Origin of the sequence: Microcoleus sp. bin48.metabat.b7b8b9.023 (assembly GCF_013299185.1) — a bacterium.
In the GTDB taxonomy this organism is placed as follows: Bacteria; Cyanobacteriota; Cyanobacteriia; order Cyanobacteriales; family Microcoleaceae; genus Microcoleus.
Window position 1 is genome coordinate 54,033 of sequence record NZ_JAAFKG010000015.1, and the last position, 15,701, is coordinate 69,733.

Annotated in this window: 15 protein-coding genes; 9 read left to right on the forward strand and 6 right to left on the reverse strand. The window is 45.2% G+C overall.

Annotated elements, in window-relative coordinates; genetic code table 11:
* Positions 1–58 precede the first annotated feature (58 nt).
* Complete coding sequence (locus QZW82_RS11290) at positions 59–820, forward strand: WecB/TagA/CpsF family glycosyltransferase (RefSeq protein ID WP_293148040.1); 762 nt, start codon at positions 59–61, stop codon at positions 818–820.
* 236 nt (positions 821–1,056) lie between these two features.
* Entirely contained in the window at positions 1,057–1,500 is a 444-nt protein-coding gene (locus QZW82_RS11295) for a DUF4079 domain-containing protein (RefSeq protein WP_293148042.1), read from the forward strand.
* Positions 1,501–1,830: 330 nt separating this feature from the next.
* Here the strand turns inward: QZW82_RS11295 and QZW82_RS11300 are convergent, their stop codons facing one another.
* Entirely contained in the window at positions 1,831–2,730 is a 900-nt protein-coding gene (locus QZW82_RS11300) for an alpha/beta hydrolase (protein WP_293148044.1), read from the reverse strand.
* 503 nt (positions 2,731–3,233) lie between these two features.
* Between QZW82_RS11300 and QZW82_RS11305 the strand changes: the two genes are divergently transcribed.
* The 5 genes from QZW82_RS11305 (at position 3,234) to QZW82_RS11325 (ending at position 9,200) form a co-directional block, all read left to right on the forward strand.
* Positions 3,234–3,608 (forward strand): FeoA family protein, encoded by a 375-nt coding sequence (locus tag QZW82_RS11305; RefSeq protein WP_293148046.1) that lies wholly within the window; start codon positions 3,234–3,236, stop codon positions 3,606–3,608.
* A 185-nt stretch (positions 3,609–3,793) separates the two neighbouring features.
* Positions 3,794–4,036, forward strand: a complete 243-nt coding sequence (locus tag QZW82_RS11310; RefSeq protein ID WP_293148048.1) for a FeoA family protein — start codon at positions 3,794–3,796, stop codon at positions 4,034–4,036.
* On the forward strand, positions 4,036–6,372 hold the full coding sequence (gene feoB / locus QZW82_RS11315; protein ID WP_293148050.1) for a Fe(2+) transporter permease subunit FeoB: 2,337 nt from the start codon (positions 4,036–4,038) through the stop codon (positions 6,370–6,372). Before QZW82_RS11310 ends, feoB begins: the two co-directional genes overlap by 1 nt.
* A 65-nt stretch (positions 6,373–6,437) precedes the next feature.
* A complete protein-coding gene (locus QZW82_RS11320; protein WP_293148052.1) occupies positions 6,438–6,704 on the forward strand; it encodes a FeoC-like transcriptional regulator in 267 nt (88 codons plus the stop codon).
* Positions 6,705–6,992: 288 nt separating this feature from the next.
* Positions 6,993–9,200, forward strand: a complete 2,208-nt coding sequence (locus QZW82_RS11325) for a cation-translocating P-type ATPase (RefSeq protein ID WP_293148054.1) — start codon at positions 6,993–6,995, stop codon at positions 9,198–9,200.
* Positions 9,201–9,244: 44 nt separating this feature from the next.
* On the opposite strand, the gene ubiG is transcribed toward QZW82_RS11325, so the two are convergent.
* On the reverse strand, positions 9,245–10,090 hold the full coding sequence (gene ubiG, locus QZW82_RS11330; protein WP_293148056.1) for a bifunctional 2-polyprenyl-6-hydroxyphenol methylase/3-demethylubiquinol 3-O-methyltransferase UbiG: 846 nt from the start codon (positions 10,088–10,090) through the stop codon (positions 9,245–9,247).
* A 217-nt stretch (positions 10,091–10,307) separates the two neighbouring features.
* Between ubiG and QZW82_RS11335 the strand changes: the two genes are divergently transcribed.
* Positions 10,308–11,183 carry a TIGR04283 family arsenosugar biosynthesis glycosyltransferase gene (locus QZW82_RS11335; protein ID WP_293148058.1) on the forward strand — a complete coding sequence of 292 codons (876 nt, stop codon included), beginning with the start codon at positions 10,308–10,310 and terminating at the stop codon, positions 11,181–11,183.
* A 14-nt stretch (positions 11,184–11,197) separates the two neighbouring features.
* Here the strand turns inward: QZW82_RS11335 and QZW82_RS11340 are convergent, their stop codons facing one another.
* From QZW82_RS11340 to QZW82_RS11355, 4 genes are all read right to left on the reverse strand, one after another.
* Positions 11,198–12,250, reverse strand: coding sequence for an acyltransferase (locus QZW82_RS11340; protein ID WP_293148060.1), 1,053 nt, complete (start codon positions 12,248–12,250; stop codon positions 11,198–11,200).
* A 338-nt stretch (positions 12,251–12,588) separates the two neighbouring features.
* On the reverse strand, positions 12,589–13,275 hold the full coding sequence (locus QZW82_RS11345) for a DivIVA domain-containing protein (protein WP_293148062.1): 687 nt from the start codon (positions 13,273–13,275) through the stop codon (positions 12,589–12,591).
* Positions 13,158–13,736: a pantetheine-phosphate adenylyltransferase gene (coaD, locus tag QZW82_RS11350; protein ID WP_293148064.1), complete on the reverse strand. Its 579-nt coding sequence runs from the start codon at positions 13,734–13,736 to the stop codon at positions 13,158–13,160. The genes QZW82_RS11345 and coaD overlap by 118 nt, the downstream gene beginning before the upstream one ends.
* Positions 13,737–13,949: 213 nt before the next feature.
* The gene (locus QZW82_RS11355) at positions 13,950–14,774 is read right to left on the reverse strand and encodes a M15 family metallopeptidase (protein WP_293148066.1); all 825 of its coding nucleotides are present in this window, start codon (positions 14,772–14,774) and stop codon (positions 13,950–13,952) included.
* Between the two features lie 386 nt (positions 14,775–15,160).
* On the opposite strand from QZW82_RS11355, the gene QZW82_RS11360 reads away from it, so the two are divergent.
* The gene (locus tag QZW82_RS11360; protein ID WP_293148068.1) at positions 15,161–15,538 is read left to right on the forward strand and encodes a DUF2809 domain-containing protein; all 378 of its coding nucleotides are present in this window, start codon (positions 15,161–15,163) and stop codon (positions 15,536–15,538) included.
* Positions 15,539–15,701: the final 163 nt, after the last annotated feature.

Genomic DNA, 15,701 nt, shown 5'->3' on the forward strand with positions numbered 1-15,701 from the left:
ATCGTGGGTTTATGGTTTGAGTTGTAGTTGAATATCAAGGCTGGATGGGAATAACAAAATGAAAACCGTTAATTTATTGAATGTAGCGATAGATAACTTTACAATTACAGAGTTATTTGAAAAACTAGACGACGAAGGTGGTGTCGTATTTACACCCAATGTAGACCACTTAATTAAGTTGCAATATGACCGCGACTTTTATGAAGCTTACAATACATCGAGTTATAGAGTCTGCGACAGTCAAATTTTGATGTATGCCTCAAAATTTTTGGGTACTCCTATCAAGGAAAAGATTTCGGGTTCTGATTTGTTTCCGGCATTTTATATCTATCACAAGGATAACGAGGACGTTAAAATATTTTTGCTAGGAGCGGCTGAAGGAATTGCCAGGAAAGCTCAGGAAAAAATCAATCAAAAAATTGGTAGAGAAATAGTTGTTGAAGCACTTTCTCCTTCTTTTGGATTTGAAAAAAATGAGGAGGAGTGTGAAGCAATAATTGACACGATCAATAAATCAGGAGCTACAGTTCTGGCTATAGGAGTGGGAGCGCCGAAGCAAGAGAAGTGGCTGGTTAAATACAGAAGTAAATTCACGCACGTGAAAGTTTTCTTGGCCGTAGGTGCAACCATTGATTTTGAAGCTGGTTGCAAAGCAAGATCTCCTAAATGGATGAGCGAAGTTGGCATCGAATGGGCGTACCGACTGTTAAGCGAACCGAGAAGGTTGTGGAGAAGATATTTGATAGAAGGTCTGCCGTTTTTCCGCTTGATCGTAGAACAAAAATTAGGGTTTTATAAAATGCCTTTCGTGGACAGTTAAACCCCGAAGCTAGAAGGGAAGGGGCTTGGGAAACACTCTTATTTACAAATCAATAACGTCAATGAATCTGAGTGTGATATCCGGCGTTTGAATTGGGCCCAGACAGATGGAATCTGTGGAAAGTGCGATCGCACTTTCTGCCAATAATTCTGCCAACTATATTCATTTTTGGTTTCAGGTGCAGGTAAAATCGGAAAGAAACCTTTGTTGCAAATCCCTAACTCGGGATTTAAATCATGAATCTGCCTTCTTTCTTGTGGTTGTGGAAAATAGCGGCGTGGTCAATGGGTGCGGCGCTTTTGGCTTACCTGTTGTTGGCCGTTACTGGAACGTGGATGTTTGCCGCCCGCAGCACGAAACAGCCGCGCCCAAAATGGCTGCGTCCCTTTCATTTGGGGACTGGTGCGGGGATGGCGACTCTGGTAATTTTACTGCTCTTAATTGGGGTAGTCGGTACGCTGGGAGAGTACGGCAAGTTGGGTCATTCGGTTCATTTGCCGGCGGGGTTGGCTGTGGTGGCGTTGGTGTTGGTTTCTGTAGGAAGCGGGCTGCAAATTGGCCCTAAAAATCCTTGGGCGCGTCCGCTACACATTGGCACTAATTTGGCTTTGTGTGGGGGATTTGTGATTGTTTTGCTCACCGGATGGACGATTGTACAAAAGTATTTACCGAAAGTTTAACGTTTGATGGTTCGGACTTCAGTCCTCTGATAGGTAGATGCGGACTGAAGTCCTCACTACGAACCCGAACCTGAGATGCGGACTGAAGTCCTCACTACGAACCTGAGATGCGGACTGAAGTCCTCACTACGAACCTGAGATGCGGACTGAAGTCCTCACTACGAACCCGAACCTGAGATGCGGACTGAAGTCCTCACTACGAACCTGAACCTGAGATGCGGACTGAAGTCCTCACTACGAACCTGAGATGCGGACTGAAGTCCTCACTACGAACCTGAGATGCGGACTGAAGTCCTCACTACGAACCTGAGATGCGGACTGAAGTCCTCACTACGAACCTGCTACTTTAGCTATGAAATCTAAGATATGTTGAGCGGTAATCTGTGGTTTTTCTAAGTGGGGAACGTGTCCGCAATCCGGTATCCAAATTAGTTGGGAATTTGCGATCGCACTTTTAAACTTTTCTGCATCCGCTGTCCCTAAAATTCTATCTTGTTTTCCCCACAAAATCAAGGTTTGCTGCTGAATTTGCGACAGCTTTGCCCCAAAACCGCCGTAACCTCCACTTTTGGTAAACGCAATTAAAGCTTGATTCCAGTTGGGCATTTCTAAGTGCAAGGCCGCGCAGGTTTGTGCGTCAACAGAAGCTAAAGTTTCGTCGAAATAAGCATTGACGCTAATTTTTTGGCGAATTCTTGGGTTCCGCAAAAATGAAGTTGCCAGATATCCTAAAGGAGGGATTAAAAATTTTCCCTTATTAGATGTTACTGCAAAACCAGCACTGTCTATTAATACTAATTTTTTGACAGCTTCGGGATGATTGAGAGTGAAATCTATTGCTGCTGCACCTCCCATCGACGCGCCAACTAAGATTACAGGCTGCGAAATCAGCGTTTTCCAGAAATAATAGAGGTGACTTCCAATCGCTTTTTGACTGAATGGCAAATCCGCCGCTCTTTCTGTAAAGCCAAAACCCAACAAATCAACGGCCCAAGTCTCATTTTTTTCGGCAAGCAGCGGCAACAGGCGGCGGTATTCAAATACGGAACTGTCGAAGCCGTGAATTAACAAAATTGGCGTATTTCCACTGCCTTGGCGCGCGTAGGTTGTGGCAATTGGCTCCTGTGTTATGGGAGTTGTAATTGCCTCTTGTTGGATGTTTTGGGCTAAGCTAATTGAGGTAGATTCTGTGAGTTGTGCGATCGACTTTGGGAGAAAACTTGCTGGCATAATTCTTGATAAATTGTGAATCGGTAGGGCCGATGCCTCCGCGATCGCCCCTTTCCCTCAAACATTTAAGTATATATGCTCGATCGCCTCCTACTTGAGGATTTAGGGCGATCGACCTCTGAAACCAGGATCTATATTTAGTCTCGTGGTGTCTCGGCTAAGGCTGAGTTGGTTAACTATATGTTAAAATATTTGAGAATAGTTGCTAATAATTCCTTTTTAATTTACTATGCTTAAGAGCAGTAGGTATTGCTTCGTGGGGGTTAAAGCGCACATTGGCATCTAACGCAAGAGAGATTAAAACTACGAACTCGCCAAAAAATCGTCTTTCTGGGCTGGTTGGATGGCTGCGTCCGAAATATTAACAGGGAAAGAGTTCGCTGAAACTGGAAATTTAGCGATGTATACCATTGTGCGCTGCCAGTATTGAGAATTAATCTCAAGTCTGGCGCACAAGCAAGCCCAAGCAAAAAGTTACTAAAATCGATCGACAACCAGAAGAGATGAAAGAAAACACCCAAGAATACAGCCAACAAAACGAACAGCTAAACCCAAGACAGTTCGGGGCTTTTACCTTTTACGGCGAGACACCAGAAGTCTCTCAAACCGCAGAGGATAGCACAGAAGTTCAGCCAGACTCAGCTCAGGGTAAATCATTCCCGCTAGCAATGGCAAGCGTTGGCGACAAGCTGCGGATAGTCAAACTCAAAGGTTCAGAAGGCACAGTGCGACGCCTCATCGGCATGGGATTAGTCCCCGGCATCGAAGTTCAAATCGTCAGCAATTCTGGGGGATCGGTGATTGTGGGGATTTGCGACAACCGCATCGGTTTGGGGGCGGGTATGGCACAGAAAATTATGTGTACGAATCTTGTCTAGGGAAATTATCAAAAAATTGTATCTACAGCAATTTTATTTGATTTGTGACAAAGATTTTCTTTTTTTTACCGCAGAGGGCGCAGAGGGCGCAGAGGAAGAGTAAAGAGAGGTGTTCGCACATTTTGAAAGGGTTGCTAGATTCAGGAATTTAATTTGTTCAAATTTAGACTGCATTCAAACAACTGATGAACGAGAAAAAACAACTAGGGGATTTGGCTGTCGGCGCAATCGGCCGCGTTATTGGCTATGAGAAAACAGCCCGCGCTTATAAGGGCAAATTGTTGGCAATGGGGCTGACACCGGGAACTGAGTTTACTGTTACTCGCTATGCACCTTTGGGAGATCCGATAGAAATCCTGGTGCGGGGTTTTAAACTCAGTTTACGCAAAGATGAAGCTAAAACTCTATTTGTAGAAGAAGTGAAATAATGACTAAGCAAATTATTGGATTGGTGGGCAACCCCAACTGTGGAAAAACTACTTTATTTAATGCCCTGACTGGTGCTAATCAACGAGTAGGTAATTGGCCTGGAGTAACAGTTGAACGCAAAGAGGGAAAATACGCTCACGACGGTTTAGCAATTACGATTGTTGACTTGCCGGGAGTTTATTCTATCGATGCCGAAGACGGAGATACCGGACTCGATGAATTGGTAGCGCGAGATTATTTGCTATCTGGCGAAGCTGATGTGATTGTGAATATTGTTGATGCTTCCAACTTAGAACGAAATTTGTATCTCACAACGCAAATTTTAGAGATGCGCGTGCCGATGATAGTCGCGCTAAACATGATGGATGTTGCCAAGGAACGAGACATCCGAATTAATGTTAGCAAACTCGCAGAACGCCTCGGCTGTATGGTAGTGCCGATGAGTGCTACGTCAAATGACGGGGTGCCTTTGTTGCGCGATGCTGTGAATAAGGCGCTGGTTAAGCCGATCGTACCATCTAGCTATGTAGCTTATCCGGCTGTCATCGAAGATGCGATCGCCCAACTAATCCCGCATATCCAACAGCATAGCCCAAACCGCAGTATCGATGCCCGCTGGACAGCCCTGAAACTCCTAGAATACCAGGATGAAGTCGCCCCGGAACTCGCCGATACAGAGTTAGAAAAAATAGTCGTCCCGCACCGCCGCCGAGTCCACGAAACCCTCGATGACGACTTAGATATTATCATTGCCGACAGCCGCTACACCTTCATCCACACCCTCACCCAAGGCGTCGCCGAATCTTCCAGAGAAGTCAAGGCCAATCTTTCCGATAAAATTGACCAAATTGTACTCAACCGCTGGTTAGGCATTCCCGTATTCTTGATGGTGATGTACTTAATGTTCACCATTTCGATTAACGTTGGGGGAGTGTTTATCGACTTCTTTGACCAATTCTTCGGGACAATTTTTGTAGACGGTTTCGGTGATATTTTAGAAAGTATCGATTCCCCTGGATGGTTGATCGGACTGCTTGCAAAAGGTGCTGGTGGCGGGATTCAAACCACATCTACTTTTATTCCCCAAATTGGGATGATGTTCTTGTGCTTGTCGGCTCTCGAAGACTCCGGCTACATGGCACGGGCAGCTTTTGTGATGGACAGATTAATGCGATTTGTGGGACTTCCCGGTAAATCCTTTGTACCGATGATGATCGGTTTTGGGTGCAATATTCCGGGAATCATGGCGACGCGGACATTAGAAAATAAGCGCGATCGCACGATGACGATTATGATGAATCCATTCATGTCTTGTAGTGCCAGATTAGCAGTTTACGCCCTGTTTTGTGGCGCATTCTTCCAAGTGGGCGGTCAAAACATGGTGTTGGGGCTTTACCTGTTAGGCATTTTAGCAGCAGTGATTACTGGACTAATCTTAAAAAACACCATCCTGCAAGGAGAAGCTGCACCGTTTGTGATGGAACTGCCACCCTACCACATTCCTAAGCTTAAAGGCGTGCTGCTGCGGACTTGGGACAGATTGCAGGCTTTTATCAAAAAGGCAGGAATTGCGATCGTCATCATGGTAATTGTACTGGGATTCATGAACTCCGTGGGTACTGATGGTTCCTTCGGCAAAGAAAACAGCCAAGATTCAATTCTGAGTGCAGTTGGCCGCACAGTCACACCCGTCTTTGCTCCGATGGGAGTCACCCAAGAAAACTGGCCCGCTAGCGTCGGTTTACTAACAGGAGTATTTGCCAAAGAAGTAATGGTTGGCACCTTAGACTCTCTCTACACCCAACTAGGAGAGGAACAAAAAGCAGCAGGTGCAGAACCTGAAAAAGCAGAATTTAGCTTGTGGGGTGGTATCAGCAAAGCATTTCTCACTATTCCAGAGAATCTCACAAAACTTCCAGGCCAACTTTTTGACCCCCTCGGTTTAAGTTCGGCCAATATTACAGACAAACAAGCAGCAGCAGATGCTCAAGGTATTTCTGGTAGCACCTACGGACAAATGTCTAAACGCTTTGGTTCTAATAGTGCGGCCTTTGCTTATTTGTTGTTTGTATTGCTGTATTTCCCGTGCGTCTCCGCAACCGCAGCACTTTACCGCGAAACTAATTTTGGCTGGACAGTATTTGCCTGTACTTGGACTACAGGTTTAGCTTATTTTACGGCAGTTGAATACTATCAAATTGCCACATTTGTAGAGCATCCAGCATCATCTATTGCTTGGATTGGAGGACTGGCGGTAACTATGGCTGCCGCCATTTTCGGATTAAAAATTGCTGGTTCAAAACGCCACAAACGGCGCGAAGTGATGAGTCAGTAGTCAGTCGCACTGCATATCCTCGCGAGCGGGGACAGCACTTCCTACTATAACAAAGGAGAAAAAACATGATTTTAAGCGAAATCCAGCAGTTTATTTCCCAAAATAAAAGAGCCTCTCTCGCTGATTTGAAACTCCATTTTCGCATGGACGGCGATGCTTTGCGCGGAATGCTGAATCGCCTCATCCGTAAAGGCCGCATCAGTAAAATGGCAGAAGCGAAAAAGTGCGGCGGATGTCACAGTTGCAGCGACGATGCTACGGAGATTTATCTGTGGGTAAATGCCGATAAATCCGCACCCGCAGAAGAACCAGTTTCTGCAAATTGCCATTAATCTCATGTTCGCTCAATTACCCGGAATCAAAAAGGTTCGTAGTGAGGACTTTAGTCCTAAGATGAGGACTAAAGTCCTCACTACCAACAGCAATCACCCTCAGTCCCTCTCCTTCCCTCTTCCTCTTTCTTATCCTCTCTTTCTCTGCGCCATATGCAGCCTCTGCGGTTAATTAAAAAAAATCTTGTTCGCAAATCCCAGAAAATTAGGATACCATTTACTCAGACATCTGAATATATGTTCAATAATTGTTATAATCATTCTAAAATCTCAAAAGGATACTGAATAATGACTCAAACTCCTTCCCTCAAAACGCTACAAACTAAAATTGGCGGAATGGACTGCGGCAATTGCGCCAAAACCGTAGCAGCAGGCTTGCAAAAACTGCCTGGACTTACTGACATCAATGTAGTTTTTGCAACAGAAAGTTTGCGGTTAAATTACGACCCTCAACAAGTAACAGAAAAAGCTATTTTCGATCGCATTCAAACTTTAGGCTACACTATCGAACAGCCCTCCGCAGCAGTATCCTCGAAGGAGGAGTGTTGTTCGGGCGAACACCATCACGAACACCATCACCAGCATTCTACAGTCCAGAAAACTCAAAAAACCAACCCAACTAACTGGGAATTCTGGCTTCGCAATCGCCGGGGACAAAGTGTCATCTTAGCTGGAATAGGATTAATTCTGGGATTGCTAACTCAGCATTTAGCCCTGACAATTTGGATATCGCGGGCTTTTTACGGTATCGGTATTATTGTAGCCGGATTTGCGATCGCCCGCGCCGGCCTGATGGAGTTGCGCTTGCGCCGCGCCGACATGAATTTGTTGATGACAATTTCGGTAATTGGCGCGGTGGCTTTAGGCGATTGGTTTGAAGCAGCATTAGTTGTATTCCTGTTTAGTCTGGGAACAACTTTGCAAACTTTCACTTTCAGCCGCACTCGCCATGCTATTGCTAGTTTGATGGACATAACACCACCGACTGCAACTGTCAAGCGCGACAATAATCGTGAAGTGACGCTGCGGGTTGAGGAAATTCAAGTTGGAGAAATTCTGACAATTCGTCCCGGGCAAAGGGTAGCATTAGATGGAGTTGTGGTATCGGGGAATTCGGCGATCGACCAATCGCCAATTACGGGCGAATCTATCCCCGAAGATAAGGAAACGGGCGATCGCGTTTTTGCCGGAACCTTAAATCAAACTGGCTTTCTGGAAGTCAAAGTTACTCACACTGCGAATGATACCACGGTTGCGAAAATTGTGCACTTAGTCGAGTCGGCGCAGTCGAGCCGCGCCCCAACTCAGCAGTGGGTGGACAAATTTGCAGAGATTTATACTCCTATTGTGATTGTAAGTGCGATCGCGCTTACACTAATTGGGCCCTTAATTTTTGGTCAACCCTTCAGCGTTTGGTTTTACCGAGCCCTGGTAATGTTAGTCATAGCCTGTCCCTGCGCCTTAGTAATTTCCACTCCGGTTTCCATTGTCAGCGCCATTGGTGCAGCCACCAGCCAAGGCGTGTTATTTAAGGGCGGAAACGGCTTAGAAAATGCTGGAAAAATTAAGAGTCTGGCTTTTGATAAAACCGGAACTTTGACTGAAGGTAAACCCGTTGTGCAAAAGGTTTACGACTTGGGAGAATTGAGCGCCAGCACGGTATTGTTAATTGCAGCTTCTTTGGAACAAAAATCGGAACATCCTTTAGCTAAGGCAATTATTGCCAAAGCGAAGGAAGCAGGAATCGAGTTAGAAACTCCCGAAAATTTTACGGCTTATCCGGGTAAAGGAATTGCTGCTAATTTTGCAAACAACCTCTATCTTGTCGGAAATCGCCGCTTATTTGCCGACCAAAATATCGAACTGCCAACATCAGCAGTCTCTCTGCTAGATGATATCGAGAAATTAGGGCAAACTCCCGTTTTAGTCGGCAGCAGCCGCGGTTTGTTGGGAGTGATTGCTTTGGCTGACGGCTTGCGACTGGAAGCTGCCGAAGCCATACATTTGCTCAAACAGATGGGTTTGAACAATCTGGTGATGCTTACGGGCGATCGCACTTTTGTAGCTCAGCAAATAGCCCAACAACTCAATTTATCTGAGTATAAAGCAGAATTGCTACCATTCGACAAACTCCAATCAATTCAAGAATTGCGAAAATTTGGGGCTGTAGGAATGGTGGGCGACGGAATTAACGATGCCCCAGCTTTAGCAGCCGCCGATATCAGCTTTGCAGTTGGCGGCATTGATATAGCCCTAGAAACCGCTGATGTAGTGCTAGTTGGTAGCGATTTGAGAAAACTCGCCTATGCAGTCGATTTGAGCCGCCGCACAGTAAGTGTTATTCAGCAGAATGTAATTTTTTCGTTAGTCACAAAAGCACTGTTTTTATTGTTGGGAACCTTTGGGTTTGTAGGGTTAGCTGTGGCAGTTTTGGCAGACACCGGAACTTCGTTAATTGTTACCGCCAATGGGATGCGGCTGTTCCGTTCTAAATAGCCACAAGGCGCGGAGTAAGACGGCGGTTGCAACCGCCGAGTCTTCTACTTCTTCGCCCCTACCCCAACATACATAATCGATATATCCTCATTAATTTTGATTTTAAACAACCCAGATTTTTTGTAATCAACATAGTTAGCGATATTAGACAACAGCACTTGAGAAACTTGTTGGACACTTGCCAGGGAAGGCAATATCTGCTTTCCACTGGTAAGATTTTCCCAAAAACCGTGCATCTCGCTTAAAACAGCCCCCATTTCTCCAAACATATCAAAACCTTTAATTTCAATCTTGTCGAAACCCGTATCCCGCATTACCGCAGACAGTTCCTCCGGGGTGATAAACTTTTCCCAATCGTGAACGCCTCGCTTAATTTCCTGCAAGGTATTTTCCATTAGTCCAATCATCACAATTTGCGAGGAAAAAGTTCGGTTGATTGTATCGAAAAAGAACATTCCCCCGGGCTTAAGAATTCTGTGAACCTCTGACACAACTTGTTTGTAATCGGCAACGTGTTCTAAAACATCCACGCAGATTACCACATCGAAGGCATTGTTAGCGTAGGGCATATTTTCGGCAAAGCCTTGTCTGTAGTCTATCTCGAAACCGCTGGTAACTGCGTGATTCTGGGCTGCTACAATACATTTGTGCGATCGATCTATTCCCGAAACCACAGCGCCCCTCTCGGCCATAAACTCGCAGGAAAAACCGCCGCCGCACCCAACATCTAAGGTTTTCAGCCCTCGCCAATTGGTCGCGTGTCTGTCAAAAAACTCAAATCGGGGTTTGTTTAGATGGTAGAGAGCATAGATTTTAGCATTTTCGTCCCACCAATTATCAGCATTTTCATCGTAAAATTCTAAATCGTTTTTTACTTCTGTTTTCTGCACGATTTTTTTAGTCCTGATTAGTTAGTGGAATATCAGATAAGACGGCGGTTGAAACCGCGTCTACAAAAAGGAAGTCTGCCTCCGCAGACTGAAGAAGATAGCGTAATTTTAACCAGCCACTCTTCAACCTGCACTCCTCCGGTTTTGTGTGTATAGATGCGGTTTCAACCGCCCGTTGTTCTTGATTTTATAGGACTGATGCCAAGAAACCAGATTTATGATAAAAATCCGAGGTTTCGTGACAAGTTCGCAGCCAGAAACCGGGTTTATGAATCCGCGCGTGCAAGTTCTATTTTTTCTCAAGTTGCGAATCGCCACAGTTTTTTATTATAATAGTTTTGGCATAAATTTCAACCTGATGGCTAGCGTTTCTATTATCATCCCCGTCCTGAATGAAGCGACTTGTCTACAACGAACCCTCCGCCGACTGAGTATCCTCAATCCTCCCGCTTGGGAAGTGTTAGTGGTAGACGGCGGCAGTCAAGACGACACAGTGGCGATCGCCCTTACTTCCACAACCCGTGTTATTGTTAGCAGTATGCCGGGACGTTCCGTGCAAATGAATCTAGGTGCAAAAACCGCCACAGGCGAAATCTTGTGCTTCCTCCACGCCGATACTCTAGTTCCCGACGACATCGTAACAGTCATCCAAAAGACATTATCCGATACCGAAATTGTCGGAGGCGGGTTTATCTCCCTGATGGCTGGTTCGCAGCAGACAAGATGGGGTTTTTCGCTGCACAATTATCTGAAAACTTACTACGCGCCGCTGTTATTTCGGCCTCATTTATTTCTTAAAGGATTGCGCCTGCTGTTTGGAGATCAAGTTATTTTTTGCAGGCGTACAGATTTTTGGGAATGTGATGGTTTCGACGGCACACTGCCAATTATGGAGGAAGCGGATTTGTGTTTAAAGTTAGTGCGACGTGGTGGTAAAATTAAGTTAGTTCATCGTGTCGTAGAAAGTAGCGATCGCCGAGTGGCGCATTGGGGCGAATTGAAAGCAACTGCCATCTATCTTGCGATCGGTTTTTTGTGGGGGTTTGGCGTTTCAGCGAAGTATCTCAAGCAGTTTTATGAAGACATTCGCTGAAACACAAAATCAGATTAAATTCCCAGAATGTACTGGCTGTATTTTTTGGGCAAAGCTTTCTGCAACAGGTAAATAATCACCAAACAACCGCACAAAGTGCCTGTAACTAAAAAGCTGAGCTTCAGCAGCGGATGTACGGGATCGATAAATTTATAAAACACTAACAATACATATTGCACGACTTTTGAATCCAGCAGATATATCGGGAATGAATACGCAGCCAAGAGTTTGACTAACGACGAAACTCTACTGGGAAGCGCAATATTTTTAGAAAATGCGAGGATCGACAAGACGAAAAAAATTGCGTATCCTTGGGCTGATAGTTTAAAAAACGAGCGGAAAAACCATCCCTCGGCAGTAACTCCGGTAAGCAGGTAATATTCCCAAATGCTTGCTAGAAAAAAGAGGACTGTTGTTCCTAAAACTAGAATTTTTCGGCCTTCGAGAAGTGGTTGAATTTTGTCATAGACTGCGCCCAAAAATAGACCTGTTGAAAATGGCAAAATCCAACTAAAAATCCAGCGCTCCATCAAAGGTAGAGGTATTGATATGTATTTGAGAGCGGTTAAGTAAAAGAATACGGTAAAAATTGTTTGAATTGTTAAACCCAAAGCTAAAATTTTTCTGGGTTCTAAAACTCTTAATTTCACTAGCAGCCACCACCAACCGTAGCATTGAATAATTACAACGATGAAATAATAGGGAGGCATCACGGAACCTGTCAGAATATTTCTGAGCAATGACAGTAAATCAAATTTTTGGAGCGATCCCAAATTATTTAAGATGTACAAAGCTACAGACCAAAACAGGTAGGGTGGTATAATTCTTGACAGTCTTTTTTTGACTACCTGTCCGGGATTATTTTGATTGTCGAGTTTGTTAGTGAGGAAAAAACCGCTCAGGAGTAAAAAAGCTGGTACGCAGAAGAGTTGTAAGGTATCGATAGAGACAAACAAAATTCGGCGATCGCGAAATGAGGCAAACCCAGCATGAGTAATCACAACACTGACTATGGCTAAAGCTCGGATCAAGTCAAATTCTGCAAACCGATTAGAAGCTTTTTGCATGGTAAATAGTAGATTGCAAAAATTATGGTCAAATCAGAAATTTTCTGCCTGATGGATTTTCACCATAGCAAAAAATGCTATATTTGCTCCTATCTTCACAAAAATTATTAATATTCAAACAAGTCTTGCTACAATCCTCAATCTCATAACAATTATTAAAATTATCACCTTCACAGAGCTCCGCATCGGACACTCCACCGTGCCGTTTCCCTAACACTCGCCCGATGTCGCGCCAAGTAGGTCGGAGGCGGGAATACCGTTTCCCTGCCATGCGATCGTCCGATCGCCCGTAAATTCACAAAATTACCGATAACTCACACTTTGATTAAAGCAGTTAACTAACCGTTGTTGTGATGGATGTGCGACGCAGAAACACTATCCAATTGATCTCGCCCATTGCGGATCACGCGCAGCATATCGCTCAGCTTGTGCTCAATATTATCGAGCACTTGGTCGGCATAATCGTCGGCGCCATTTTGAATTTCCTCGCATTCAGCTATCGCCCTGGCTCTCATTTCTTCCAGTTCCTCTTGAGCCTGGTAGCGAATTTGTTCCACTTCCGCCAGCGTCGCCTGCTGAATTGCTTCGCAGTCGAGCAAAACTTGCTGTCGCAACTGATCTGCTTCTATCTTCGCCTGCTGGAGCAGGCCCATATCATTTAAAAGTTCTGCTGCTCGCTGTTCTGCTGCTTCTATAACTTCTTGAGCGTAGAGTTGGGCTTCTTGGATCAGTTCCTCTTTGTGCCGGATGACCGTTTCAGCTTCCCCAAAGGCGATCGGCAAATTTAGCCTCACCAAGTCTAACTGATCGAGCAACTGTTCTTCATCCACCAGAGTGCGTCTGGTCATGGGAATGCGCGGGCTGTCGAGAACAATTTCCTCAAGCCGGTTCAATTCCCGCTGGATGTCTACTCCTGCGGTTCTGGTCTCGTCTCCGAAGGCGGCGGTGTTCTGAGGTGATTCGTTCTCAGTGCTGCGTCCGGTAGTGTCGGGTTCGATGCGATTTGGTTCCTGCTGGCGTAACATTTGTAAATATCTAGGGCGACGTGTTTCGGAACAAGATGATCTACGGAGCCACCAAACTTGGCGATTTCTTTAACTACACTACTACTTAAAAAGCTGTACTCGTTAGAAGTTGCCAAAAAAACTGTTTCAATTTCCCCCAGAAGGGTTTTATTGGTGTGGGCCATCTGGAGTTCCATTTCAAAATCCGTTAATACCCGGAGTCCCCGCAGCAGCACTTTGGCTTGTCGAATCTTAGCATAGTTTACTGTCAAACCCTCAAAACTGTCTACTTCTACGTTGGGCAGGTGTTTGGTAGAGCGCAGGATCTGCTCGATCCTTTCTTCTACGGTGAACAGAGGGGTTTTGCTGGGATTTTTGACTACGGTAACAATTATGCGATCGAACAGTTTAGATCCCCGCTCGATAATATCTGCGTGACCGAAGGTAATGGGGTCAAAGCTGCCTGGATAGATTGCAATCACTTGTTTGGCGGGAGAGGGGGAGACGGGAGACGGGGAGAGGGGGAGACGGAGGAGACGGGGGAGACGGGAGACGGGAGACGGGGAGAGGGAGAGATGTGAAAAATCTTCCTTTTTCCTTTTTCCTTCTGACTGTCAACGGCCAACTGTCAACGGCCAACTGTCAACGGCCAACTGTCAACGGCCAACTGTAAACTGTCAACTGTCAACTATCTTCTACTTTTTGATGGAATGAGCTTTGTAGAAAGTTTCCAGGCTTTGCCTGTCGCCCACAAACCGCCAGTGCCAAGGCTCGTAACTGACGCCTTGGCGGTTGTTTTTGGGGAAGGACATTTCAAAGCTGAAAGCGGTGGCATTGGCTTCTAGCCACTTGAATGCTTGGGTATTTTCAAAGCTGGGACTGAGGTTGGTATCCGGGGAGGAACCGTCACCAAGGTCGATCGCATAACCGGTATGATGTTCGCTATAACCTGGAGGAGCGCTGACTTCGGCTCGTTTGCTGGCATTTTGCCTGCGTTCAGCTTTTACATCAAAAAATACGTGTTGTTGGTCGTCTACGGATCGAAAGCCTGATATGGGAGCAAAATAGATTCCGGCGGCGGCGGCAGCGTTGGCCATTTCCTGATATTTTGCTGCTGCTGAAGTGCGGAGTTTGATGCTACCGTCGGAGGTGACATTTACCAAGTCGGCGGCTGGTGCTTCTGGGTAAGGCAAGTGTCCCAGGAGATTGTCTGGGGTGGCGGGTTTTGAGTTGGTAGCTGGACTCGGGGCATTACCAGCGGCTGAACTCGCTGCTGCTGGATTTTTTTGAGTTGGCTGTGCCCGACTGGTGGCTGGGAAAAAGTTAAAGTTGAGGTGCAGCCAGATGCTGACGCCAAAGGCGACTGCGGCCAATCCTACCAGTTTCCAAATCAGTCCTTTTTTCTTGGACTGACTCCCTCCTGCTTCTAGATATGGGTGGTCTCGTACTGCTTCTGGAATTTCGTCAGCGGCAAGCTCCGAGGCTTGCGGGGTTTTTCTCGACAGACTAGCGTTATCCAAGCCAGCTCCACTCCTGCACTTCAATAAGGCTCAACGTTACAAATTGTATATCGATCTGGGCGATCGCACAGCTACAATTCCCGCTGAGAATATATGATATCTTCCTGACTTCGCCCAGTCCCATCCGCCAACTCTCAAATTTGTGATTTTGGTTCCGATTGTCGGGAGTCCGTCGGGGGGCGCACTCGTTGACGCGGCTACTGTCGCTGGTTAATTTTAAAACCGCTGGGCATTACCCGACTATTAAGTGTAGTCGCCAAGTGTGGGGTCTCAACAGCGCATGAGCGGACTCATCCTCCTGTCTGTAATTTGACTCTTCGTCAATTTCAGCATTCAACACACCACAAGGATAGCAAGACAACACTAGACAATTAAACTATCGAGCCATGTTATATTTTAATCGCAAATATTTTCATCTAGCCTTGATTCTATTTTCGATCGAAATCGTTATTGCTGTTTTTTTTACAGATAAGTTTGTTCGTTATTTCCTGGGAGATTTATTGGTAGTGATATTTCTCTATTGCTTCATAATGTCTTGGTTAAGACTAGAATCCACAAAAGTAGCTTTATCGGTTCTAACTTTTTCTTTTGTTGTTGAAATATTGCAATATTTTAAGATTCTCAATGCTTTAGGCTGGGAAAACAACAAGATTGCTATAATTATTTTAGGCAATAGCTTTGATGCGATGGATTTGGTTGCTTATACTGCGGGTATTGCCATAGTTTTGTGGCTAGAAAATAGAAAAAAACTTTCACGATCGTAGATTAAATCAGGCAGGTTTTTAAACGTCTGATTCACAATGCAAATCGGCAAGAATTTATTACTCCGACATACCTCATCTTTTTGAGAAAGGCGATAAGTATTTTAACACTTATCATATCAATACTTCGGAAAATTTATGATTAGTAGCAGTAAAGTAAGCATTT